The sequence below is a fragment of the Ktedonobacter sp. SOSP1-85 genome (assembly GCF_016587415.1).
GTDB lineage: Bacteria > Chloroflexota > Ktedonobacteria > Ktedonobacterales > Ktedonobacteraceae > Ktedonobacter.
In genome coordinates, this window is record NZ_BNJI01000003.1 from 1,620,226 (window position 1) to 1,641,908 (window position 21,683).

The 21,683-nt window shown below is 54.9% G+C and carries 20 protein-coding genes and 1 pseudogene; 9 read left to right on the top strand and 12 right to left on the bottom strand.

Annotation, left to right across the window (positions count from 1 at the left end; all coding sequences use genetic code 11):
• Positions 1–117: 117 nt before the first annotated feature.
• Genes KTE_RS45040 through KTE_RS45055 form a run of 4 tightly spaced genes read right to left on the bottom strand, consistent with a single transcriptional unit; the run spans position 118 to position 3,103 of the window.
• Positions 118–873 carry a carboxymuconolactone decarboxylase family protein gene (locus KTE_RS45040; RefSeq protein WP_201393813.1) on the bottom strand — a complete coding sequence of 252 codons (756 nt, stop codon included), beginning with the start codon at positions 871–873 and terminating at the stop codon, positions 118–120.
• 12 nt (positions 874–885) lie between these two features.
• Positions 886–1,641: an SDR family oxidoreductase gene (locus KTE_RS45045; RefSeq protein ID WP_236601012.1), complete on the bottom strand. Its 756-nt coding sequence runs from the start codon at positions 1,639–1,641 to the stop codon at positions 886–888.
• A 49-nt stretch (positions 1,642–1,690) separates the two neighbouring features.
• Positions 1,691–2,656 carry an aldo/keto reductase gene (locus KTE_RS45050; RefSeq protein WP_201393815.1) on the bottom strand — a complete coding sequence of 322 codons (966 nt, stop codon included), beginning with the start codon at positions 2,654–2,656 and terminating at the stop codon, positions 1,691–1,693.
• Between the two features lie 51 nt (positions 2,657–2,707).
• On the bottom strand, positions 2,708–3,103 hold the full coding sequence (locus KTE_RS45055) for a cupin domain-containing protein (protein ID WP_201393817.1): 396 nt from the start codon (positions 3,101–3,103) through the stop codon (positions 2,708–2,710).
• A gap of 435 nt (positions 3,104–3,538) precedes the next feature.
• Here KTE_RS45055 and iscB (KTE_RS45060) point away from each other — a divergent pair.
• Positions 3,539–4,828, top strand: a pseudogene (gene iscB / locus KTE_RS45060) (RNA-guided endonuclease IscB).
• Positions 4,829–4,860: 32 nt separating this feature from the next.
• Positions 4,861–5,805, top strand: coding sequence for an AraC family transcriptional regulator (locus KTE_RS45065; RefSeq protein ID WP_201394610.1), 945 nt, complete (start codon positions 4,861–4,863; stop codon positions 5,803–5,805).
• 63 nt (positions 5,806–5,868) lie between these two features.
• On the opposite strand, the gene KTE_RS45070 is transcribed toward KTE_RS45065, so the two are convergent.
• The 4 genes from KTE_RS45070 to KTE_RS45085 all read right to left on the bottom strand — a co-directional run bounded on the left by KTE_RS45070 (position 5,869) and on the right by KTE_RS45085 (position 10,892).
• Positions 5,869–6,441: an NUDIX hydrolase gene (locus KTE_RS45070; protein ID WP_201393819.1), complete on the bottom strand. Its 573-nt coding sequence runs from the start codon at positions 6,439–6,441 to the stop codon at positions 5,869–5,871.
• A gap of 218 nt (positions 6,442–6,659) precedes the next feature.
• Positions 6,660–7,691 (bottom strand): Gfo/Idh/MocA family protein, encoded by a 1,032-nt coding sequence (locus tag KTE_RS45075; RefSeq protein WP_201393821.1) that lies wholly within the window; start codon positions 7,689–7,691, stop codon positions 6,660–6,662.
• Between the two features lie 291 nt (positions 7,692–7,982).
• Positions 7,983–9,275, bottom strand: coding sequence for a cytosine deaminase (gene codA / locus KTE_RS45080; RefSeq protein ID WP_201393823.1), 1,293 nt, complete (start codon positions 9,273–9,275; stop codon positions 7,983–7,985).
• 231 nt (positions 9,276–9,506) lie between these two features.
• Positions 9,507–10,892 (bottom strand): cytosine permease, encoded by a 1,386-nt coding sequence (locus KTE_RS45085; protein ID WP_201393825.1) that lies wholly within the window; start codon positions 10,890–10,892, stop codon positions 9,507–9,509.
• A gap of 598 nt (positions 10,893–11,490) precedes the next feature.
• Between KTE_RS45085 and iscB (KTE_RS45090) the strand changes: the two genes are divergently transcribed.
• From iscB (KTE_RS45090) to KTE_RS45115, 5 genes are all read left to right on the top strand, one after another.
• Positions 11,491–12,714, top strand: a complete 1,224-nt coding sequence (iscB, locus tag KTE_RS45090) for an RNA-guided endonuclease IscB (protein ID WP_374226877.1) — start codon at positions 11,491–11,493, stop codon at positions 12,712–12,714.
• Positions 12,715–13,164: 450 nt separating this feature from the next.
• Positions 13,165–13,350 (top strand): hypothetical protein, encoded by a 186-nt coding sequence (locus KTE_RS45100; RefSeq protein ID WP_201393827.1) that lies wholly within the window; start codon positions 13,165–13,167, stop codon positions 13,348–13,350.
• 45 nt (positions 13,351–13,395) lie between these two features.
• Entirely contained in the window at positions 13,396–15,258 is a 1,863-nt protein-coding gene (locus tag KTE_RS45105) for a S9 family peptidase (protein WP_201393829.1), read from the top strand.
• Complete coding sequence (locus KTE_RS45110; RefSeq protein WP_201393831.1) at positions 15,259–15,450, top strand: hypothetical protein; 192 nt, start codon at positions 15,259–15,261, stop codon at positions 15,448–15,450.
• A 199-nt stretch (positions 15,451–15,649) separates the two neighbouring features.
• On the top strand, positions 15,650–16,666 hold the full coding sequence (locus KTE_RS45115) for an RNA polymerase subunit sigma-70 (protein WP_201393834.1): 1,017 nt from the start codon (positions 15,650–15,652) through the stop codon (positions 16,664–16,666).
• Between the two features lie 124 nt (positions 16,667–16,790).
• Here the strand turns inward: KTE_RS45115 and KTE_RS45120 are convergent, their stop codons facing one another.
• The 3 genes from KTE_RS45120 to KTE_RS45130 form a co-directional block, all read right to left on the bottom strand.
• Positions 16,791–17,279 (bottom strand): DUF1579 domain-containing protein, encoded by a 489-nt coding sequence (locus KTE_RS45120; protein ID WP_201393836.1) that lies wholly within the window; start codon positions 17,277–17,279, stop codon positions 16,791–16,793.
• 304 nt (positions 17,280–17,583) lie between these two features.
• On the bottom strand, positions 17,584–17,802 hold the full coding sequence (locus KTE_RS45125) for an SDR family oxidoreductase (RefSeq protein ID WP_236601014.1): 219 nt from the start codon (positions 17,800–17,802) through the stop codon (positions 17,584–17,586).
• Positions 17,803–17,813: 11 nt separating this feature from the next.
• Complete coding sequence (locus KTE_RS45130) at positions 17,814–18,362, bottom strand: dihydrofolate reductase family protein (RefSeq protein WP_201393838.1); 549 nt, start codon at positions 18,360–18,362, stop codon at positions 17,814–17,816.
• 810 nt (positions 18,363–19,172) lie between these two features.
• On the opposite strand from KTE_RS45130, the gene KTE_RS45135 reads away from it, so the two are divergent.
• The gene (locus KTE_RS45135; protein ID WP_201393839.1) at positions 19,173–20,378 is read left to right on the top strand and encodes a cytochrome P450; all 1,206 of its coding nucleotides are present in this window, start codon (positions 19,173–19,175) and stop codon (positions 20,376–20,378) included.
• Positions 20,379–20,464: 86 nt separating this feature from the next.
• Positions 20,465–20,752 carry a DUF427 domain-containing protein gene (locus KTE_RS45140; protein WP_201393841.1) on the top strand — a complete coding sequence of 96 codons (288 nt, stop codon included), beginning with the start codon at positions 20,465–20,467 and terminating at the stop codon, positions 20,750–20,752.
• 48 nt (positions 20,753–20,800) lie between these two features.
• On the opposite strand, the gene KTE_RS45145 is transcribed toward KTE_RS45140, so the two are convergent.
• Positions 20,801–21,613 (bottom strand): fumarylacetoacetate hydrolase family protein, encoded by an 813-nt coding sequence (locus KTE_RS45145; RefSeq protein WP_201393852.1) that lies wholly within the window; start codon positions 21,611–21,613, stop codon positions 20,801–20,803.
• Positions 21,614–21,683 lie beyond the last annotated feature (70 nt).

A 21,683-nucleotide genomic window follows, 5' to 3' on the forward strand; every position in this document is an offset into this window, starting at 1 on the left:
TGCCTCGAAACTGGCTTGCTGTTTCATCTGTTGCTCACGCCAGTGATAAACCAGGTGCGTTGTGTCATTTTCCATTCTCCCGCCATTGATGGTGGTGTTTCTCAGCTTCGGCTCCGCTCACGACGCAGTAACTTCATCGATGGCTCGCAACCCGTTCAGCGTGCGCGGATAGCCGATGAACGGCAAGAGCTGCGTCAGGACATCGATCAGTTTCGCGCGGTCGTTGCCGACATGCAGATTCGCAGCGACATGGCCCTTGACTTGCGGGTCGCATCCGCCGAGCGCGACAAGCATGCTCAAGGTAAGAAGCTCGCGGGTCGGAATATTGATGCCAGTACGGGTGAGATGGTCGCCGAAGCAGTTGGCCGATAACAAACGCTGGATATGCTGCTGATCGGGAGGTGCAGCAGCGTACAGCTTTTCGACGACCTCATCGCCGACGATGTGTTTTTGGGCCTCCAGGCCCTTCTGGGAGCGGGTATCGGGCGTGGTCGTAGATTGTCCCGGGAGAGGCAATTGGACGCCTCGCTCAGTGAGGATCTCATTGGTAACGTGAATAAAGTCGAAGACCTTCGCCATGCCCACATAGGGCACCGCCTGGTACACGATCTCCTTGATCTCGACTGGAGTCACCCCGACCGTGAGTGCTGCTCCGACCATAACGCGGTACTCACGAAGCGCCTGAGAAGCAATGAGCGCCGCAAGCTGGATCATCAGCCTGGTCCGCGTATCCAACTTGCTAGACGCCAGGACCTCGTCGAAGGCGAAGTTATCGAAGGTTTCGATCAGTTCCGGGTCGGTCACCGCCAGGGTAGAGACGTGTCCAGGAAACAGTTCGTCATGGTTTTTCTGCGCTCGCTCGTTGGGTTTCATGCGTACTTCTCCTCAAAGCTCCTGGTTTGTGGGCCGGAACAAGATTTCATTGATGTCTACGTCATCGGGTTGGCTCATAGCGAAGGCGACCGCCCGCGCAAAGGAGTCGGCAGGAATGGCCATTTCATAGAGTTTTCGCACATTTTCAGCAATATCTGGCTCGGTGATGCTGTTGGGCAGTTCCGTCGCCACCGCGCCCGGTGAGAGCACCGTCGTGCGAATGTTATAGGGCTTGACTTCCTGGCGCAACCCTTCGGAGATCACCAGGACGGCGGTCTTGGTCGCCGCATAGACCGCGCTACCGGGGCGAACCTTATGGCCAGCAACCGAGGATACATTGATGATGTGACCTGCTTTTTGCTGTTTCATATAGGGAAGCGCTGCCGCAATGCCGTAGAGCACCCCCTTGATGTTCACGTCGATGGTCCGATTCCAGTCGTCGATCTTGAGGCGCTCAAGGGGCGAGTGTGGCATCAGTCCGGCGTTGTTGAGCATCACGTCGATTCGCCCGTAGGTCTGCACGGCTGTATCGACCAGGCGCTTCACCTGGTTGGCGTGCGTGACGTCTGTCGGTATGGCAAGTGCCTTGCCGCCACCGCCGTTCAGTTCATCGGCGAGTGCCTGGATACGATCGACACGCCGCGCCCCCAGCACGACGGTGGCACCCTCAGCAGAAAGACGCCGGGCCGTCGCCTCGCCTAGTCCGCTGCTTGCGCCAGTAATGACAACGACCTTTCCAGCTATGTTGCTGTTGTTCTCGCTCATCATCTTCACTCCTGCAAGTTTATAACGGCCGCTCGGCGGCCAGTCATCCTCTTTAGTAGCGGTCTCCTAAGACCGTGATGTTGGACATGGCGCTCTCGATCTCCCGCAGATCACCTTCAGAGAGGTCGACATTGACCGCGCCGATGTTCTCCTCCAGGCGCTCGATCTTGCGGCTGCCCGGAATAGGAACGATCCACGGCTTTTGAGCCAGCAGCCAGGCGAGCGCAATCTGCGCAGGCGTCGCCTGTTTCTGCGCTCCGATGCGAGCCAGTAGATCGATCACGGCCTGATTGGCTTTGATGGCCGCCGGCGTGAAGCGCGGGTTGCGACTGCGAATGTCTGAGCTGTCGAAGGTGGTATGTTCATCGATCCTGCCTGTCAGATAGCCTCGGCCAAGGGGGCTGTAGGGGACAAAGCCGATACCGAGTTCCTCACAGGTTGGCAGCACATCCTCTTCCGGGGTCCGCCACCACAGCGAGTATTCACTCTGGACGGCCGTAATCGGCTGGACAGCGTGAGCGCGCCGGATAGTCTCCGCAGGGGCTTCCGACAGTCCGAAATGCTTCACCTTGCCTGCTTCGATCAGCTCCTTCACTGCTCCAGCCACATCCTCGATGGGGACGTTCGGATCGACGCGGTGTTGATACAACAGATCGATGGCATCTACCTTGAGGCGCTTGAGCGATTCCTCAGCAACCTGTTTGATGCGCTCCGGGCGGCTATTGAAACCTGTCCAGCCGGGACTTCCGTCGGCGTTGAGCTGGAAACCGAACTTTGTGGCGATCACCACCTGTCCCCGAAAGGGAGCCAGCGCTTCCCCCACGAGCTCTTCGTTGGTGAATGGTCCGTAGACCTCGGCGGTGTCGAAGAAGGTGATGCCACGATCCACCGCCGCATGAAGAAAAGAGATCATCTCCGACTTGTCGCCAATCGGTTTATCCCCAAAGGTCATTCGCATGCAGCCAAGCCCGATGGCCGAGACTTCCAGGCTGCTCTTTCCAAGTGTGCGCTTCTGCATTCTTTGAACTCCTCTCTTGACGTGAAAGATCACAACGATTGTTCTCCACGATTAGCCCTGGTATTGTTCGTCACTGACCTTTTCCATCCAGTCGACGGTCTTGCCTTCAAGCTTTTCCTGAATAGCGATATGGGTCATAGCCGTGGTCGGTGCGGCGCCATGCCAATGTTTCTCACCCGGCGCGAACCAGATCACGTCTCCTGGCCGAATTTCCTCGATCGGACCACCCAGGCGTTGGACCCGGCCACAGCCAGCCATCACAATCAGGGTCTGGCCCAGCGGATGAGTATGCCATGCTGTCCGCGCACCGGGTTCAAACGTGACACTGGCGCCGACCACGCGGGCCGGTTCAGGGGCCTCGAACAGGGGGTCAATGCGTACCGTACCGGTAAAGTACTCGGCTGGTCCTTTGCCGGAAGGCTGCGAGCCACTTCTTTTGATGTCCATGTACTGAATTCCTCCATTATGCCTGCAAAAGCAGAGAGGCATGTTCTCTGTCTGGAGGTAGTATAGACGCCCTGGAGCACAGGGTGATAGAATGATTGTCGAAAATGATTGTCTGATTCTGCAAATCTTCCAGGTGAGCGTTGGAGAAACATGTGAGGAGGTTACGGTCAGATACCCCATGCCTTTGCGGCAGGGGCTTGTGAACGCAAGCCCGGATCTGTCCAGACTTAGCCATGAGCCTTCTGTTTCGGCAGACAGCTATCGGGCTACGATAGAGGTGAAGCGTTCACGTTCCTACCTACGGGTGCGTGCCAGCCTGTAGCTCTAGAATCTCTGAGTTAAACAGCAAAACGGGGTGTTATGCAGTGCTCAGGGAAAAGTACCGCCCTCTATCCTTGTCGAGGCACCCATTACCTACGAAAGTAGAGGCTCAACGTGAGCAACGTGTTTGTGATTGATAGTGACTACAAACCATGAAATCCAGTCCATCCAGCACGAGCAAGGCTTTTGCTCACGCAAGGGAAAGCTGCTGTGTTTCGCAGATACCCTTTTACGATTGTGCTCAAACGGGTAGTTGAACAGCCAGAGGTGCAACCCTTGCGCCTCAAGCTTGATCCTGGAAGTAAAATCACGGGGATCGCCCTGGTGAATGAGGGCAACGGTAAGATTGTTTTCGCGGCTGAACTTGAGCATCGTGGGCACAAAATCAAGGAAAGCCTGGATGATCGTCGTGCGGTTCGCCGCAACCGACGTAACCGTAAAACACGGTATCGCGGTTTGCGATACCTGAATAGGCGGCGTAAGAAAGGATGGTTGCCACCATCCTTAGAAAGTCGGCTTGCCAACATCCAGACGTGGGTAGCTCGTTTGTGTCGCTATACTCCCATTGCGGCCATCAGCCAAGAATTGGTCAAGTTTGATCTGCAATTGATAGAGAATCCAGACATAACAGGGATTGAATATCAGCAAGGAACCTTGCAAGGATATGAGATCAGAGAATTTTTGCTGGAAAAGTGGGAACGCAGATGTGCCTATTGTGGCAAACAAAATGTTCCGCTTCAAGTCGAGCATATCCATCCACGTGCTCATGGTGGCACCAATCGGATAAGCAATCTTACGCTGGCCTGTGAGCCATGCAATACCGCAAAAGGCACCCAGGATATTGCGGCGTTTCTCACCAAGAAGCCTGATGTGCTCACGCGTATTCTGGCCCAGGTGAAGAAGCCACTCAAGGATGCCGCAGCGGTGAATGCCACGCGTTTTGCGTTACTCGAACGGCTCAAAGCCGTGGGGGTACCTGTGGAGTGTGGCAGCGGTGGCTTGACCAAGTACAATCGCACCATGCGAGGATTGCCCAAAACCCACTGGCTCGATGCGTCATGCGTGGGCATGAATACGCCTGTTACGCTATCGCACAAAGGAATTTTGCCCTTGCGCATCGCAGCCACAGGGCATGGGCGCAGGCGTATGTGCGTGCCTGATGAGTTTGGCTTCCCCAAGCAGCACAAAGCACGCAAAAAAACCTTTTTGGGGTATCAAACGGGTGATATGGTCAAAGCCATAACGCCCAAAGGAACATTTGAAGGACGAATCGCCATTCGCCATCGGCCTAGTTTTCGACTTGGGAAGGTCGATATTCACCCCAAGTATTTGCGGCGTGTGCATCGATCTGACGGGTATGAGTATATTCAGAAAGGAGTGCGCCATGCTCCTCCCCATGTCTAAAGCCAGGGGTCCCCGCATGGCGCGATTTTATGATGGATGTGAGAAACCACCAGCAGGCAGAACATGATGCACAGCGGGTGCAAGCTAATCGTGAGGAACTGGTTGAGAGGATCGGGCGGGCCATCCGCCAAGATGGGACTGCCCAGCCGCTTAGAGGGCTTCACCTGTCACGCTCCTCCTTGTCTCTCAAGCCAGTTCACAGCGTGCTCGAGCCATCCGTGTGCGTGATTGCTCAGGGCAGCAAGGAGGTTCTTCTGGGTGAGAGCCGCTATCGGTATGATCCCTCACAGTATCTTCTCGCCACTGTCGAGTTGCCCCGTGTCAGTCAGGTCCTCGAAGCCTCGAAGGAGCGGCCTTACCTTAGCCTCCGCCTGGAACTCACTCCCACCCTCGTCAGTTCGGTCATGGTTGAAGCTGGTCATGCCTCGCCGAGAGATCATGCTGATGTGAGGGCCATCAACGTTAGCCCGTTGGATGGGAACCTGCTGGACGCCTTTGTGCGGCTGGTCCGGCTCCTGGATTCCCCTACCGAAGCGCAGGTCCTCATGCCACTGATCACGCGGGAAATTATCTACCGACTCCTGATGGGAGAGCAAGGTAGCCGACTCCGTCACCTTGCTCTTCAGGGGGGCTACACCCCTTACATCACCAGAGCGGTCAAGCGACTCCGCCAAGACTTTGACCAGCCACTTCGCATCGAGCAGATCGCGCAAGAGCTCGGCATGAGCGTCTCAAGTTTGCACCACCACTTCAAGGCCGTCACGGCGATGAGCCCCTTGCAATTCCAGAAGCGGCTACGGCTCCAGGAGGCCCGCCGTCTGATGTTGAGCGAAGATCTCGACGCAGCAAGTGCTGCCTATCGGGTGGGATACAACGACGCCTCCCACTTCAATCGGGAGTACAAAAGCCTCTTCGGTGTCCCACCGATGCACGATGTACAACGGTTACGGGAAGAGGCCCTGGAAGGAGCTGGCTGATAAGCCAGAGAGAACCGCTCTCCAGACTGATGAGAGAGTTTGGCATGTATTCTCTTTCAACATCTATTGCTTTCGCTGCAGCCATTGGACGGCGATCAAGGTCTTGGCGTCATTAATCTTTCCCTGTTCCAGCAGGCTCCACAGCTCGTTCAGGGATAGTTCTACCTGCTCGATATCTTCATGCTCGCCAGCCGCGCCTCCGCCAGCCGCGACCTGGTCGACGTTCCCTACCTCGGCATAGTAGAGGATGATGCGTTCAGAGGAGCCTCCCGGGGAGACGTAGAAGGTCGCGATATAGGTCAGGTCATGTACCTGGTAGCCGATCTCCTCATGAATTTCGCGGCGAATACAGGCTTCGGGCTGCTCGTTCTCGTTGATGCTGCCCGCCACGACTTCTATAAGCCAGCCCGGCCCCTTCTCATAGGTTGGGTACCTGAACTGGTTAATGAGAATGACCTTCTGGGTATCTCGATTGAAGAGCAGGGCCGCCGCTGAGTCTCCACGCTCGAAAACGAGTCGCTGTACTGGCTCGCTCATCTGCCCATTGAACTTCTCAAAGCGAAGCGTGGCTTCTTGAATTTTGAAGTGCTTTTCGTCGAAGGCGGTGCGTTGTTGCTGAATATCTACTTTGCGCATAAGCTATCCTTCCTCAGATGATATGTATATAATCATAATACGTTAAGAGATGGGGGAGCCGTTCTGAAAGTAGAAGAGGATTTGACACGAAGTCCTGGAGTCATGTAGAGTCCATGCTGGCATGGACTCCGAGTGTAGCGACCTTCCCACATCTGGGCGTCGGCCTGCGGGCCTCGGAGTCCAAACTAGCTTGGACCCTACAATTCATCTCTGGCTCCTTACTCCTGGGGCAAGAGGATGCTTTGGGGGGTGCCGGTTTGGGCGGCCTTTACGGCTGCGAACATCAGCGCCAGGGTGCCGAGATTGTCGCGTCCGGAGCACTCGGCCTCGGTATCGCTTTCAATGGACTGGATGAAGGTTGCCAGGCTGCCGAGGCGGTCGAGGTAGGGAACCTCGGGTAAAGCCAGGCTGGCGCCCTCTTCGCCGATGGTGTAGACAGTAGCGCGGTCGTCGGCTGGCTTGTCGCCGCGTCCCGTCCACTCAATGGAACCGTTATGGCATTCGATGCGCCATTCGCCGTTCCAGGGAGTTTGCGGGCTGGTACTGGCCCAACTTCCCCGATAATTTACCACTGCGCCGCCGCTGAACTCAATGGTGGCGGTAGCCGAGGATGGATCATCGAACTGGTCCCAGGAGGTATTCCAGGCGTGGCAGGTGATGCGCTGTGGCTTCTGTTTCAGAAGTTTGCGCATCAGATCAAAGTGGTGTACTGCCATGTCGACCAGGAGCGGTTGCCAGGCGCGATAATAGATGTAGGCGTCGCGAGGTACATTGACATAGCGACGGAAATCAATATTAATGGTGGAGATCTCTCCCAGCGCCCCCTCTTGCAAGAGAGCATCAACCGCGGCAACCGTCGGCTGGAAGCGATAGTTCTGACTGACCATGAGGTGTACACCACGCTCCCGAGCCAATTTGACCAGGGAATCGGCCTCTTCCAGTGTAGGCGCGAAAGGCTTCTCAACCAGTACATGCTTATTATGTTCGAGGGCTATACGCGCCAGCGGAACGTGAGCGTTCAGGCCAGCAGTGACCAGTACCGCGTCGCAATCAACCCCTTTTAAGGCCTCCTTCAGATCAGTGAAACATGCTTGAGCAGGTAGGGTATAATCTTCTTGCACACGCTGTAGAGCTTTCTCGCTCATGTCAACGCACGCGACCAGTTCTACATCTAGATCATTGTTTAGAACGAGTTTTGTCCAGGAGTGGCCCCAGCCACCTACACCTACTTGGATAATACGTAAAGGCATTTAGTTCACTTCTTTGCAAGGAATATAAGCGCCAACCACGGAAGTGTTTACAGATAGCGTTGTTCTCCAGGTTGTGTGCTCTATGACTACTGTATAGCTGTAAACATTTTGATGGTACCTGATCTATTTCTTGATTGTCAAGTATACCACTTTATAGGTAGAGGACATCTTAAATGTTTGCCTTTCGCGCCTGCGGTGCTCAAGGTAGGGGATGGGGACGCGTGGTGTGGGAGAATTGCCCGCACCACGCGTCCCCATCCCCTACCTTGAGATCTGAGTAAAGAGCGTTGCTTAAGCCAGTGGACGGAAGGTGACTGCTTGTGCCTCCTCTTCGGAAGCACGTCGAACATAGCTCTGCCCAGGCGTGGTTCGTGCGACCTCTCTTCCTCCCTTGAAAACATAGAGGCAGGGTGGCAGCAAGCGCAGGGCCTCAAAGGCGGAAGGCGCGTCCAGCAGGAGAAAGTCTGCTGGCTTTCCCTCCTCAATCCCATAGCGATCCTCAATGCGTAATGCCTTCGCACCATTGCTTGTAATGAGGTCCAGGACGTCATTGATCTCTTCGTAGCCGCTCATATGGCAGAGAAAGAGCGCCAGTTGCGCGGCCGCAAGCATATCCCCACGTCCCAGGGGGAACCAGGGATCCATGATAGAGTCATGCCCCAGGGCGACGTTGACGCCGTTGGCTAGAAGCTCTTTGACGCGTGTAATACCCCGGCGTTTGGGATAGGTATCGAAACGCCCCTGTAAGACAACGTTGTCAAAGGGATTGGCGATCACGTGCATCTGGGCACGCTTGAGCAGGCCCATCAGCTTAAAGGCGTAGGCGTTGTCGTAGGAATGCATGGCGGTGCAGTGGCTGGTGGTCACGCGCCCATGCCAGTTCTGCTTCATCGTATCCGCGGCCATGACTTCGGTAAAGCGTGAGTGAGGATCGTCCGTCTCGTCGCAGTGGCAGTCAATGTCGCGGTTGAACTCCTTGGCGAGCTCGAAGACATAATGGACATCCTCAACGCCCATATCGCGCGTCCACTCATGATGCGGAATGCCGCCCACGATATCGCAACCTAGCTCCATGGCCCGGCGCATGAGTTGCGGTCCCTCGGGAAAGGAGAAGATGCCATCCTGGGGAAAAGCCACCAGTTGTAGCTCACAGATATCGCGGACTTCTTCACGTACCTCTAGTAACGCTCTCAGAGCCGTCAAATTGGGGTCGCAGACGTCGACATGACTGCGGATATAGAGCGTTCCCTGCGCGACCTCCCAGCGAATCTCTTCCAGGGCGCGGCGCTTAACATCCTCAACAGTCAAGCTGCCTTTGCGCTCACCCCAGATCTGAATGCCCTCAAGCAGTGTCCCCGAGGCATTATAGCGCGGCTGGCCGACCGTGAGTACGGCATCCAGGTGCACATGCGCATCAATAAAAGGCTCTGAGACCAGCCTGCCTTCGGCCTCGATGACGCGTGCTGCCTGAGCGGCATCCAGGTTTGCTCTGATCCGCATAAAGAGGCCATCCTTGACCGCGATATCCACAAGATCCTCATGCCTGTGTAGGCGCGCTCCGCGAATGAGTATATCGTATTGCATTAGACGCTTAAATCCTCTCTAATCTGTACGCACAGAGACAGGTGGTAGTTTCCTGTAAGCCGTGCGGCCTGCAGAAAATTACCACCTGTCTCTGTGCGTATGAGCACAAGTGGCCGACGCTGCTAAAACACGCGTCTACATATAATGGTACCATCATACGTAGACGCGTGCCCCTGTGCCCTTTATGGGTATTTAGCAGCGTCGGTCGAGAACGTGAGATTAGTTCCTCGCCTAGCGCTTGCTCTGCTTTAGCTCCAGGGGGCGCAGGATCAGGTATGCGATACAGGCGAAGACAACGCCCAGCTCAAAACCAACATCTGCACCGCCCAGGGCCTGAGCCAGGGGGCCAGTGAAGAGCAATTGCGAGGCGCCCAGATAGACGCCTACCAGGCCAAGGGCCATGGAGACCAGCGCGGCCCAGCCAATTGGAAGCTTGCTGGCCGTATTCCAGTCATCCACATTGTACTTACCACGGCGGAAGAGGCGATCCTCCAGGAAGAGGATAACCGCCCAGGGACCCAGCCAGTAGGCGACGAGGAGGAGGAAGTTGTCCAGGGCGCTGCTATAGTTCCCCGCGATAGGAATGGCAATCGCTATGTAGATGACGGCGCCAATCAGAGTCCAGATGGCGCGATTGATTTTCTGGAAGCCCTTGCCCAGTACTTGCATGGTCAGACCCAGGCTATAGTCATTGGGAATATTGTTGGCGACGACGCTCAACGTGAGCAGTGCTAGCAGGAAGGTTCCAAATCCACCCAGGGGCTGGAGGACGGCGGCCAGGAGATCGCCACCCTCTTTGCCTGCATAGGCTGTGGCTGTGCTCAGGGCCAGTCCCAGGGTCTCGAGCAGGATACAAGGGATGGTTACGCCCAGGAAGGTCAGCCAGAAGACGCGCGAGGCCGAGGTCTCTTCAGGCTGATTCACATTGTAGTCAGCGGCGTATGAGGTCCAGCCAGTCGCGAAGCCATAGATCGCGCCACCAAAGGAGAGGAGACCCGCGACCCAGGCCAGGCTCATCGCAGGCGTTGGCACGATAGTGGTCTTGGGACCGCCAATAATCGCCAGGAGCGCAAAGATAATAGCCATGGGAATCCAGGCGAAGCGCTCATAGCGATGGACATATTTGTAACCGTAAATGCTGATAACAGTCGTCAGTGCAGCAATGACGACGATGCCCACCCAGGCAGGTACCGCGCCCTTGCTTAAGGCGGAGACAAGCTGACCGCCGACGATAACGTTTACGGCCGACCAGCCGATACAGGCCGCGACATTGAAGAGGGCCATGATGATGGCGCCGACCCAGCCAAAGGAGAAGCGGGAGATCGTCATCTGGCGCAGGCCCAGCTTGGGACCCAGCGTCGAGAAGAACGCGACCGGCAAGACGCCTAGAATGTTGAAGAGGACGATAATGGCCAGCCCATCCCAGAAGCCCAACTTGAAGATAGGGATCGCCAGGCCGCCCAGGGCGACGGTTGAAATAACCAGATTGGCCGAGAGCCACATGGTAAAGTTGTCAAAAATGCGAACGTGCGCACGCGCTTGAGGAGACACACGCTCAATACCGTGTGTCTCAATTGGCTTCTCAAGATCAGAAACAACGACAGTATCGGTTGCCATTGAAGAAGGACCTTCCTTTACGGGTATACAGATGTATAAATATAAGTACGTCTATCCTTTTGGCATAGAAAAAACGTTGTAAGCGCAGGCTTACAGCGTCCTCTGCCATTGGGAAAAATTATCTCTGCTGTCATTATATGCTAGAGCCTGGCTCTATAGCTACTCGTTTTTTGTGCACTTTGAACAAAAAAATGCTGGCGGAGAAAAATCCGCCTCCATTTGATGGTAAGATACTTCTATGTATGCCTATCAAAAAAAGATACAAGGGGTGAACTACCCCTGAGCTGAAGACTCAGGGGCTTCGCAAGAAGCCTGAGTTCACCAGACTCCTCATCAGAAATGGTGAGACCGTTTGAAAGGTCATGACACCTGCGGTTGACGCATCAGACCGCTGCTCTGTCGCCTGGATTTAAGTAGGGCTGAGGAAAGGCCCGGTGATCCAGGCCTAACAAGCCTTTTGAACCTTGTCGAGATGAGGACGGATTCTCTGCATGGTCACAGTGCAGAGATACGCATCACCCGGCGCTTGCCGGAGCATTTTTCCGAAAGGAATCGTCTGAAGAGAGTCTATGTCGTATCACCAGATAGGGCGCCGCTTATGCCTTGTTCTGCTGCGATTGCCCGTTTGTTACTCAAAGAGGGAAAGGCCAAAGTCGTCCGCAGAATCCCTTTTACGATCAAGTTGTACGCACAGCCAGAACGTACCTACACACAACCCTTGACCTTGGGAGTGGATACCGGGAGTGCGGTGATTGGTTCGGCTGTCGCCAGTGAACGGGGCAATATCTTGTATCTTTCTGAAGTGGAAGTGCGCAATGATGTTGCCACGACGATGAAAGCACGAGCTACCCATCGTCGAGATCGCCGCAACCGAAAGACACGCTATCGGCCTGCACGCTGGTTGAATCGGAGGAATTCCATCAAGATCGGGCGATTCTCCCCAACCATGAGAAGCAAGATCGATGCCCATCTGCGAGAAATCCACTTTGCGCAATCCTTGTTGCCAATCACGTCCATGGTGCTGGAAACAGGAACCTTTGACCCACATGCGCTCAAAAAACCAGAGGTGCTGCGAAAGAAGTGGCTGTATCAAAAAGGGATGAACTACGGGTATGCGAATACCAAAGCCTATGTGCTGACACGAGATGGCTACACCTGTCAACACTGCCGGGGGAAATCAAAGGATCAACGACTCGAAGTGCATCACATTGTTTTCCGAAGCCAACACGGAAGCGATGAGGAAAGCAATCTCTTGACGCTCTGCAAGACCTGTCATGATCACCTTCATGCTGGGACTCTTACCCTCAAGCGCACCGGCAAGAAAAAAGGGAATCTGCTGCATGCCACCCAGATGAACAGCATCCGCATGCAATTGCTGAAACGCGTTGAGGCGGAAGAAACGTGGGGCTTCGTGACGAAAGAACATCGATTGCTTGCGGGACTTCCCAAAGAACATGTCTTTGATGCCGCCATGATTGCCACACGTGGAAAGAAGCCTGTTTTTCAGATACAAACGGTGCTTGTCAAGAAATGCATTCCAGATGGAGAGTATCAGCAAACCAAAGGAAAGCGAAGCGAGCAACGGATCACAACAGGGAAAATCCAGGGTTTTCGCAAATTCGACAAAGTGCGCTACCAGGGTCAGGAATACTTTATCAAAGGCCGTATGTCTACTGGTTATGCTCTTTTGATGATGATAGACGGGAAAAAGGTCGATTTGAAACCAATTCCCAAGTTTGAGAAGATGAAGAGAGTGAGTGCGCGCTCCTCATGGATGACCTGTCAAAAAATCCTACCAAGTTCCCAGGGCAATCGCATCTAATTTGGGGAATTGGCTCTACAAGCCATGCCCTAACAGGCCCATTTTTAAATCTCTGCTGTATAGATGCTCTCTACAGGCCGCTTGAAAATTTAGATGCGATTGCCCTGACCAAGTTCCTTCTCCTCTACCAACTTTTTGGAGTGGTGGGTATTTTTGCTGCACTATCGGGAATACAAGCCAGGAGACTATTCGCCAGTCTATTGAAAGTCAGGGATAGGAGTAAGATACGGCGTTCATCCACGAGGCTGAAGACCTCGTGGTTTTCTCGCCGCACCGCGTATAAATATTGATGAAACTTGAGCGACCCAATATTCCTACGATGCTTTCCCAGCTTGAAAGAGCTTACCAGTTGTTGGCTGACCACTGTAACGCCGCTCAAATGGACAGAGAGAGGCTGACCACTGTCTTACTGGACTTGCGCTGGTATGCGCAACGCCTGGGCGAAGAGCGATGGGAAGTGGCCCACGTGCGGGACGTTGGAGCTTTGCTGAAAACGTGTGGCATATTACCGAGCAGGCGTTAGAAGATGCCCAACAACCAACCTCCGCCTCTATCGTATACTTTATAGACCATGGGAAAGAACATGTTGGCCAGGCTGCCGAGATCTTTGCCCTGTTTGAATATGGTCAGGCGTAGCTCTGGTTACTTCAGTGATAGTTTGTCTAGTTGAAAGGGAACTGTATGACAAATAGTGCTACAACAAAGCTTATTCCACGCAAGGTCCTCTTTGGCAATCCAGTCAAAGCCAGCCCCCAGATCTCGCCCGATGGCAAACGCCTGGCCTACCTGGCGCCCGTGAACAATGTCCTGAATGTCTGGGTGGGGTCGCTGGAGGGCGATGATTATCAGCCAGTGACCGAAGATACAGAGCGCGGTATACGCTTTTATTTCTGGGCAGCCGATAACAAGTATATCGGCTATATTCAGGATGCTGGTGGCGATGAGAACTGGCGCCTCTACCTGACGAATGTGGAGACGCGCGAGACACGCGACCTGACTCCCTTTGCGAATGTCCAGGCCCGCGTGACTGGCCACGATAAGCATTTTCCCCATGAGTTACTGGTCGCGCTAAATAAAGAGAATCCCCAGGTTCATGACGTCTATCATCTCGATCTCCCTTCGGGCGAATTAAAGCTAGTGGCCAAGAATCCCGGTAATATCGCGAGCTGGGTGATCGATACACAGTTTAAGGTGCGTGGCGCGGTCGTCACTCTTCCAGATGGCGGCAGCGAACTGCTGGTACGTGAGCGGGAGGAGAGCGAGTGGCGCAAGCTTGTCTCGTGGACCTCGGAAGACGCGCTCACAAGCGGTCCCGTTGGCTTTACCCTGGATGGAAACGCTCTCTACCTGGAGGATTCACGAAACGCCAACGCCTCGCGCCTGGTCAAACTCGCACTCGATAGCGGAGATGTGAGTGTACTGGTGGAGGATGCGCAGTATGATGTCGGCAGCATCATGATCCATCACGATACCTACGAGATCCAGGCTGTGGCCTTCAATCGTGATCGCGTGGAGTGGACCGTGCTTGATTCGGCCTTGCAAGAGGACTTCAAGCTGCTGCGAGAGCTACAGGCCGGCGATATCTCCATCATCAGCCGTGATGACAATGATCAGACCTGGATTGTGGGCTACGTCGTGGATGATGGCCCTGTGGCCTACTATGTCTATGATCGTGCTAGCAAGAGTGGGCGCCTCCTCTTTACCAACCAGCCAGAGCTGAGCAACTACACGCTGGCCCAGATGCAGCCAGTGAGCTTTAAGGCTCGCGATGGCCTCACCATTCATGGCTACCTGACGCTGCCAGCAGGCGAGTCGCAAAAGCCCTTGCCCCTGGTGCTCAATGTGCATGGTGGTCCCTGGGCGCGCGATGGCTGGGGCTATCGTCCCGAGGCCCAATGGCTGGCCAATCGAGGCTATGCCTGCTTGCAGGTCAACTATCGTGGCTCGACTGGCTATGGCAAGGAGTTTCTGAACGCGGGCAATAAAGAGTGGGGCGCTAAGATGCATGATGACCTGGTGGATGCCGTGTACTGGGCCATTGAGCAGGGCATTGCCGATCCCGCGAAGGTTGCGATCTATGGTGGTTCCTACGGCGGCTATGCCGCCCTTGCCGGAGCGACCTTTACTCCCGACCTCTTCTGCTGTGCCATCGATATCGTAGGACCCAGCAACCTTATCACGCTTATTCGGACCATACCGCCCTACTGGTCGACCTTCCTGGCAAACTTCCATATGCGCGTGGGCAACCCCGATACCGAGGAGGAGTTCCTGAAGTCGCGCTCGCCGCTCTTCAAGGCCGACCAGATCAAGATTCCCATGCTTATCGCGCAGGGTGCTAATGATCCCCGCGTGAAGCAGGCCGAGTCAGAGCAGATCGTCGCCGCCATGAAGGAGAAGGGCATCAACTACGAATACATGCTCTTCCCAGATGAGGGGCATGGCTTTGCCAAACCCGAGAACCGCATCAAGTTCTACGTCGCGGCGGAGCGATTCCTCGCCAAGCACCTGGGTGGCCGCTACGAGGAGACGGAGGAGACTGCTTAAATGAGCTATCCAGCCGAGCGGTTGCGTACCAAGCTATCATTGCCGCGCTTGCGCAGTAATCTTGGTCCTCCAGGAGAAGCCTACGCCGAGTCCCTTGGGCTGACCTATCGGCTGCACTCTTGCACCGAGTTCCATCCCCTTGCGATTCAAAATCTGAAATTCTTACAGTATTTCTGGGCGCACGAGGTGTAAATCCAAACTTTCAACTGGCCGGTTTTACCACAAGTATCCTGGGAGGTTAGCTATCTCATCTGTGACCTCCCAGGATACTTGTGTGATTTTCAACAGAATAAAGTTTGGATTTACAACCATATCCTGCGGCATCGAGGCCCAAACACAGGTCAGCAGACCGGGACCAGATGGCCGCCAGACGAGAGGAAGAGAGACTGCAATGGAGACGCCAACCCAAACCGCACTGGTGCTCGCCGCTCAGGTGGGCGATCAGAAGGCGTTCGAGGCCCTGGTGGGCGCATACCGGCGCGAGTTGCTCGTGCATTGTTATCGGATGCTGGGCTCATTCCATGACGCCGAAGATCTGGTGCAAGAAACCCTGCTACGCGCCTGGGAGAAACGCGCCACCCTCACGAGTCCGGGAGCATATCGGAGCTGGTTGTACCGTATCGCCACCAATCTCTGCCTGGATCGGCTCAGGAGTGCTCCTCGACGATCTCTGCATCCGGTGAGTGATCCAAATAGTCCCTCCCCGAAACGAGTGCGGGAGCCAATCTGGCTGGAACCGTTCCCCGATGACCTGCTCGCCGATCAGCACAGCGATCCCGAAGACCGAGCGGAGAGGAACGAACGGACCACCCTGGCTTTTCTAATGGCGCTGCAACACTTAACGCCAGCGCAACGGGCTATTCTGCTCTTGCGCGAGGTGTTGGAATGGCCCGCCAGCGAGGTAGCCGAATGGCTCAACCTCTCGGTCGCCGCTGTCAATTCCGGTCTGCAGCGGGCCCGACGCGCGTTGCAGGAGCACAACAGCCCCTCAGAGAAAGAGGCCGCTCTCCCACTCCCTCAATTACAATCGCTGCTGGACCGCTATGTGGCGTGCTGGGAGCAGGCGGACATCCCTGGATTCGTGGCGCTGCTGCGAGAGGATGCCTGGTTCACCATGCCGCCGCTTCCTCTCTGGTTCCAGGGGCGAGTGGCCATCGTCACAGAACTCTCGACAAGGATCCGTGTTCCTGGCAGGCACTGGCGCCTGCTTCCGACGCGCGCCAATGGCAGCCCGGCTTTCGGTCTCTACCGGCAGGAGGCCCAGGCCGACAGCTATCAGCTCTTTGGTCTGATGGTGTTGGGTGTGGTGGAAGGGCAGATCGCAAACATGGTCTCGTTCCTGGAACTGTCCAGCTTCTCGTCCTTTGCCCTGCCGCCCACCCTTCCATACGTGAGAGAGCATACCTAGCCCAGGGAGTGCCAGGTATGCTCTCTCACGTATGACGAGAGGACCTGGCGCTTCTTTCACCCCAGAAGAAGATCAGGCTTCAGGGATTCGACTACCTTGGAGCGTATTTCAAGTATGAGTGAGCTTAGGCTTTGCGGGTATGTTCGGCAATCCAATTGGTATCCCAGGTCGCGCCGCCGTCGAAGGAGAAAGCCTGCTGCCAGCGCGCAGTGTTCTCGGTGATGTTATCCCACAGAAAGCGCACACGCATGGGAACGCCATCGAACGTTTCCATCTCCTGGTAGAAGAGACCGATGCCATCGGTAAACTTGCCTACTACGGCGCTCAGATCTGGCGGGTTGCGATTATCCAGCCACATGATCGACCAGAGCTGGGTCGCTTCGTCGAACGAGCGCAGGCCCAAGCCCTTGCGTACCTCGCCATCGGGCAATGTGCCCTCAAAATGGTCGATGTTGGCCCGGCCATCGAGGTAGGGTATGCAGGTAACGGTGGAGATAAATTCTTGCCAGACGCCCTCCTGATTGCGGTAGAGTGCGTTAGTTCTCCGCTTATTCTGCGTAATCCATGAGCCGTAGAAAAAATCGAAGTCGTGTAAACCGGCGCGCTGATCCATGTCTTTTCACTCCTCTTTATGATGAGCTAATCACCCGTTGGTGAACTCATATAGAGTATATGCTCCTATGTGGACAATATTGGTCCTCATTAAGTTGACTTGGAGTCATAACATTTTTCCGTACCAGAATCGGAAAAATGTTATGACTCCAACGTTGCGAGCGAGCGCGCACGCCGCCGAGGCCACGACGAACAGCAAGAAGCCAGCGACGAACATGCGCCGACGCCCGAAGGCGCCGAGGTCGACCGCGATGGCAACTCGCATAATCAGGTTCAACAGAACCTGGATCGCAGCTTTTTAGCTGCTAGTCATCCAGGCTGCCCATAGTCAAGTTGACGGTAGCTCCTGTCATCCTGCTTGCCTTATCGGACGCCATGAAGACCGCCATGTTTGCCACCTCCTCGAGCGTCATGACCCGTCGCGGGTGGGTCGTGCTTGCGAGATACCCTTGGAACTGTTCCCAGGTTATGCCCGATGCCGCCTTGACGTCGAAGACCTCCTTCATCGTGCGTGTCTCCGGCATGCCGTGTGTCCCTACCTTCCTTCAGATGGTAGTTCATAGGTGAGCGTGACAATGCCTGTCGAGAAGCTCTTGGCCGCGACAAATTTTAAGGTGGTGTTCAGGCCCTCTCGCAAGAACTGCCTCCCGTGACCCAGAACCAGCGGATGGACCGAGAGATCCAGCCCATCGAGCAAGTGATGCTTGAGCAGCGTTTCACCAAGAAGACCATGACCAAAGATGAGCAGATTGCCTCCTTCCTGCTGCTTGAGCCGACTCACCTCCGCGACCACATCGCCTCGAACCAGGGTCGAGTTGTTCCATGCGGCTGTTTCCAAAGTCGAGGAAAACACATACTTTGGGATCGTATTGAGCCTCTCTGCCCACGGGTGGGGGCTTCCGGGCCATATCTTTGCCCAACTCTCATAGGTACTGCGCCCCATTAAGATCGCTTCACCGGAGAGCAGAAGGCCCAATCCGTCCCTCAGATACGTCTTGTCCTGGTACGCAAAAAACTTCGAGAAGTCTGTTTCTGCGAAAACGCCGTCTACTGAGATCAGGGTAGATTCGATAATTTTGCGCATAATCTGGTGTCCTTTCGACTTTCGCTTCCTTCATCCAGGCACCTCGCGCCTGGGTGAAGATGACGGTTTACTATGAGATCGATCATTTTTCACTTATAGGACGGCGAGTTGATCCCAAACTCATCGCGAGAGCAGAAGGCAAATATGAGGAAAGAGGGCACGAGCGCTGTGGATCCAGCAAAAAGGCGAAAGAGGAGCAGAGGATCTTCCTCTGATTGAGAGTGATGACAAAGGGCACCGAAGAGGCCGCATCTCTCTTCAGCCCTGTGCCACTTTATGCTTACAGAAACTCACGCTGCTTCGGACTCAAGGTGGTGAGGCATCGACCCATCCACGGCACCATCAAAACCTGTACCATCAGCACGATGGCGACCAGTGGTATGCCTACTTCTACACGTGAAAAAAATTCAAGACCATTGAAAAGAGATCACGCTCTTAATGCCTGCTGGTCGTCCAAGAATGCGTTCGATGGCTTGTTCAATGGGAACACGTGCCCCAATCAGGGCACGCACGGCATTGGGCCAACGCTGGAAAAAGGTATTCAGGTCGGCAATCGCAGCATCAAAAGCTTGATGACGAGTTGCACGAGCACACGCATGCTATCATTTTGCATGAGAAGAAAAGTGGTTGTGTTTGGCATCTCATTTTTTGCTCTACTCCTGAACCACATCACCTATCAGAATACTATTGATGTTGCTCACTTTGACAAATGGCGACAGTGATGCCTACAATCTGAACTGGTTGGTCAGAGAATGACAGTGGAATCAGCGTTTGACAAGTATGTGCAATGCAGCTTAGAAAGGTTGATAGATGCAACAACCGCAAACTCATCGTGGAGCACGTGGCTTCGCCCCTTTTCGTGTGAATACGCTCACAGAAATCCTTCAAAGCTATGATTGGTTTGAGCAGATGCGGACCTTCAGTCCCGTCTATCAGGATGAGCAGACGCATCTCTGGCAGGTCTTTCGTTACGCAGATGTGCAGAAGGTGGCTACCGATTACCAGCACTTCTCCTCTGAGGCCGTGCCGGGCTTCTCGGAGGACTCCTTCCTGCGTGATACGGTTGTGGCGAAAGATCCCCCGGACCACCGCAAGCTGCGCAACCTGGTTAACGTAGCCTTTACGCCCCGCGCGGTGTCGCGCCTGGATGGCCTGGTAGCACAAATTACGCAGGAGCTATTGGACGAGGCTCTGCCCCTGGGCAAGATGGACGTGGTCTCAGATATCGCCTTTCCTCTCCCGGCCAAAGTCATCGCGGAGATGCTGGGCGTGCCACGCGAGGACTGGGATATCTTTCGTCGCTGGGCTATCTCTGAGCCAACTGAGCAGGTGAACTCACGTGAGGAGGCGCTGCGCGCTCGCCAGGCAATGGGTCAGCAGATGTATGATTACTTTGTGGGGCTCCTGGCTGAGCGCAGGCGTTCACCGCGCGAAGATTTAATTACTTCCTTGAGTAGGGCCGAGATCGATGGCGAGCACTTGAGTGAGGATGAACTGGTGAACTTCTGCCTGCTCTTGCTGGCGGCTGGCCAGGAGACGACCAAGAACCTGATTGCTAACGCTATTCTCTGCTTTACCGAGAATCCCGAGGCGATGCAGCGCCTGATTGCGGAGCCAGCTTTGATGCCAGCGGCGATTGAAGAGGTTCTACGCTATCTCGCGCCAGTCTGGTTCCTCTTCCGTCGCACCACGACCGAGGTGGAGCTTGGTGGGCAGCGCATTCCTGCTAACTCTATCGTTCTGCCCTGGCTGGCCTCGGCCAACCGCGATCCAGAGCAGTTTCCTGATCCCAATCGCTTTGATATTCAACGCGAGCCCAACCGCCATCTTGGCTTCGGACACGGCATTCACTTCTGCATCGGTGCGCCCCTGGCCCGCCTGGAGGCCAGGATTGTCCTCCCGATGATGCTGACCCAGTTGAAGAACATCCAGCGCGTCCCGGATTTTCCTATCACGGTGCGAGCTGGCGTCGTCTTTGTCATTCAGTCGCTACCCATCACCTTTGTAGCTTCATGAATTACCCAGTTCCCTATCGTAGCATCGTCTATAGAGAAGGGACAACGTTTACGCACGGACCTCGTGCTAGAAAGTGTAGAGAGTTTATGGTTAAGGCCACCTGGAATGGTGTCACGCTGGCGGAGAGCGATAAATGCGTCGTCGTGGAAGGGAATCAATATTTTCCCCTCGATGCTGTCAAGCGTGAATACTTGAAGGAGAGTGGTACGCATACAACTTGCCCCTGGAAGGGCGAGGCCAGCTATTACTCGGTCGAGGTAGATGGCAAGACGAATAAGGATGCTGCCTGGTACTATCCCACACCCAAGGATGCGGCTAAGCAGATCAAGGATCACGTCGCTTTTTGGCGTGGTGTCAATGTAAAGGTAGAGTAGAGAGTAATGCCGCCCTGGACTGCATGTTCAGGGCGGCATTACTCTTCTCTATGCCACTGGATTATGCAGGGCTAAACTGCCAACCTGGATGTGTACCTGGTCGCCAGGTTGAAGCGAAAATTGGTCGGGAGGTACGATGCCAGTCCCAGTCATCAAGAAGGCACCGCGAGGGAAGGCTAACTCCTGTCCCAGATAACTGGCGAGTTCCTCAAGCGTGCGCTTCATCTGTACGGTGCTTACCTCATCGTGGAAGATCAATGTGTTGTTGCGATAAATGGAGAGTGCGATGGGCAGAGAGCGCATTTGATCAGCGCTCGACAGCAAGATGCCTGGTCCAAGCCCGCATGAGCCGTTGTAGACCTTGGCCTGGGGCAGATAGAGCGGATTCTCACCCTCGATGCTGCGCGAGGACATGTCGTTGCCAGCACAGTAGCCGACAATCTCCATCTGGCTATTGAGGAGCAGCACCAGTTCTGGCTCCGGCACATTCCAGTCGCTATCGCGGCGAATGCGGAGTGGCTGCTGCTCGCCCTGAACGCGCCAGCCCGGGGCTTTGAAGAAGAGCTCTGGTCGTGTGGCGTCATAGACTTTCTCATAGACATCCCCTACTTCAGACTCAAGCTTGCGTGCCTCGCGACTGCGTAAATAGGTGACACCACTGGCCCAGACCTCCTGCTCTGACTCGATTGGTGCCAGCAGGTGTTCCTTCAGGTTTTCGCCAGTGGAGAGTCCCTCTAGAGTAGCGAGCATATCCTTCGCCGAGAGACTGAGTAAGGAGCTAAGGCTAAAGGTCTCGACGATGACGTGACCATCCCTGGCCCAGCGTATGCCCTGGGGGGTAAGGTGTCGCGTGAGATACATAGTTGCGTCTCCTCTCTGCAAATATGTGTGTCTTTAAATGTTCTTTTGCTAAATTGACGTTTAAGTTCTT

Bases quoted from the DNA above. Each gene is read 5' to 3' on its own strand.
- KTE_RS45040 (WP_201393813.1), bottom strand. From the start codon at position 873: ATGAAACCCAACGAGCGAGCGCAGAAAAACCATGACGAACTGTTTCCT.
- KTE_RS45045 (WP_236601012.1), bottom strand. From the start codon at position 1,641: ATGATGAGCGAGAACAACAGCAACATAGCTGGAAAGGTCGTTGTCATT.
- KTE_RS45050 (WP_201393815.1), bottom strand. From the start codon at position 2,656: ATGCAGAAGCGCACACTTGGAAAGAGCAGCCTGGAAGTCTCGGCCATC.
- KTE_RS45055 (WP_201393817.1), bottom strand. From the start codon at position 3,103: ATGGACATCAAAAGAAGTGGCTCGCAGCCTTCCGGCAAAGGACCAGCC.
- KTE_RS45065 (WP_201394610.1), top strand. From the start codon at position 4,861: ATGGATGTGAGAAACCACCAGCAGGCAGAACATGATGCACAGCGGGTG.
- KTE_RS45070 (WP_201393819.1), bottom strand. From the start codon at position 6,441: ATGCGCAAAGTAGATATTCAGCAACAACGCACCGCCTTCGACGAAAAG.
- KTE_RS45075 (WP_201393821.1), bottom strand. From the start codon at position 7,691: ATGCCTTTACGTATTATCCAAGTAGGTGTAGGTGGCTGGGGCCACTCC.
- codA (WP_201393823.1), bottom strand. From the start codon at position 9,275: ATGCAATACGATATACTCATTCGCGGAGCGCGCCTACACAGGCATGAG.
- KTE_RS45085 (WP_201393825.1), bottom strand. From the start codon at position 10,892: ATGGCAACCGATACTGTCGTTGTTTCTGATCTTGAGAAGCCAATTGAG.
- iscB (WP_374226877.1), top strand. From the start codon at position 11,491: ATGCCTTGTTCTGCTGCGATTGCCCGTTTGTTACTCAAAGAGGGAAAG.
- KTE_RS45100 (WP_201393827.1), top strand. From the start codon at position 13,165: ATGGGAAGTGGCCCACGTGCGGGACGTTGGAGCTTTGCTGAAAACGTG.
- KTE_RS45105 (WP_201393829.1), top strand. From the start codon at position 13,396: ATGACAAATAGTGCTACAACAAAGCTTATTCCACGCAAGGTCCTCTTT.
- KTE_RS45110 (WP_201393831.1), top strand. From the start codon at position 15,259: ATGAGCTATCCAGCCGAGCGGTTGCGTACCAAGCTATCATTGCCGCGC.
- KTE_RS45115 (WP_201393834.1), top strand. From the start codon at position 15,650: ATGGAGACGCCAACCCAAACCGCACTGGTGCTCGCCGCTCAGGTGGGC.
- KTE_RS45120 (WP_201393836.1), bottom strand. From the start codon at position 17,279: ATGGATCAGCGCGCCGGTTTACACGACTTCGATTTTTTCTACGGCTCA.
- KTE_RS45125 (WP_236601014.1), bottom strand. From the start codon at position 17,802: ATGCCGGAGACACGCACGATGAAGGAGGTCTTCGACGTCAAGGCGGCA.
- KTE_RS45130 (WP_201393838.1), bottom strand. From the start codon at position 18,362: ATGCGCAAAATTATCGAATCTACCCTGATCTCAGTAGACGGCGTTTTC.
- KTE_RS45135 (WP_201393839.1), top strand. From the start codon at position 19,173: ATGCAACAACCGCAAACTCATCGTGGAGCACGTGGCTTCGCCCCTTTT.
- KTE_RS45140 (WP_201393841.1), top strand. From the start codon at position 20,465: ATGGTTAAGGCCACCTGGAATGGTGTCACGCTGGCGGAGAGCGATAAA.
- KTE_RS45145 (WP_201393852.1), bottom strand. From the start codon at position 21,613: ATGTATCTCACGCGACACCTTACCCCCCAGGGCATACGCTGGGCCAGG.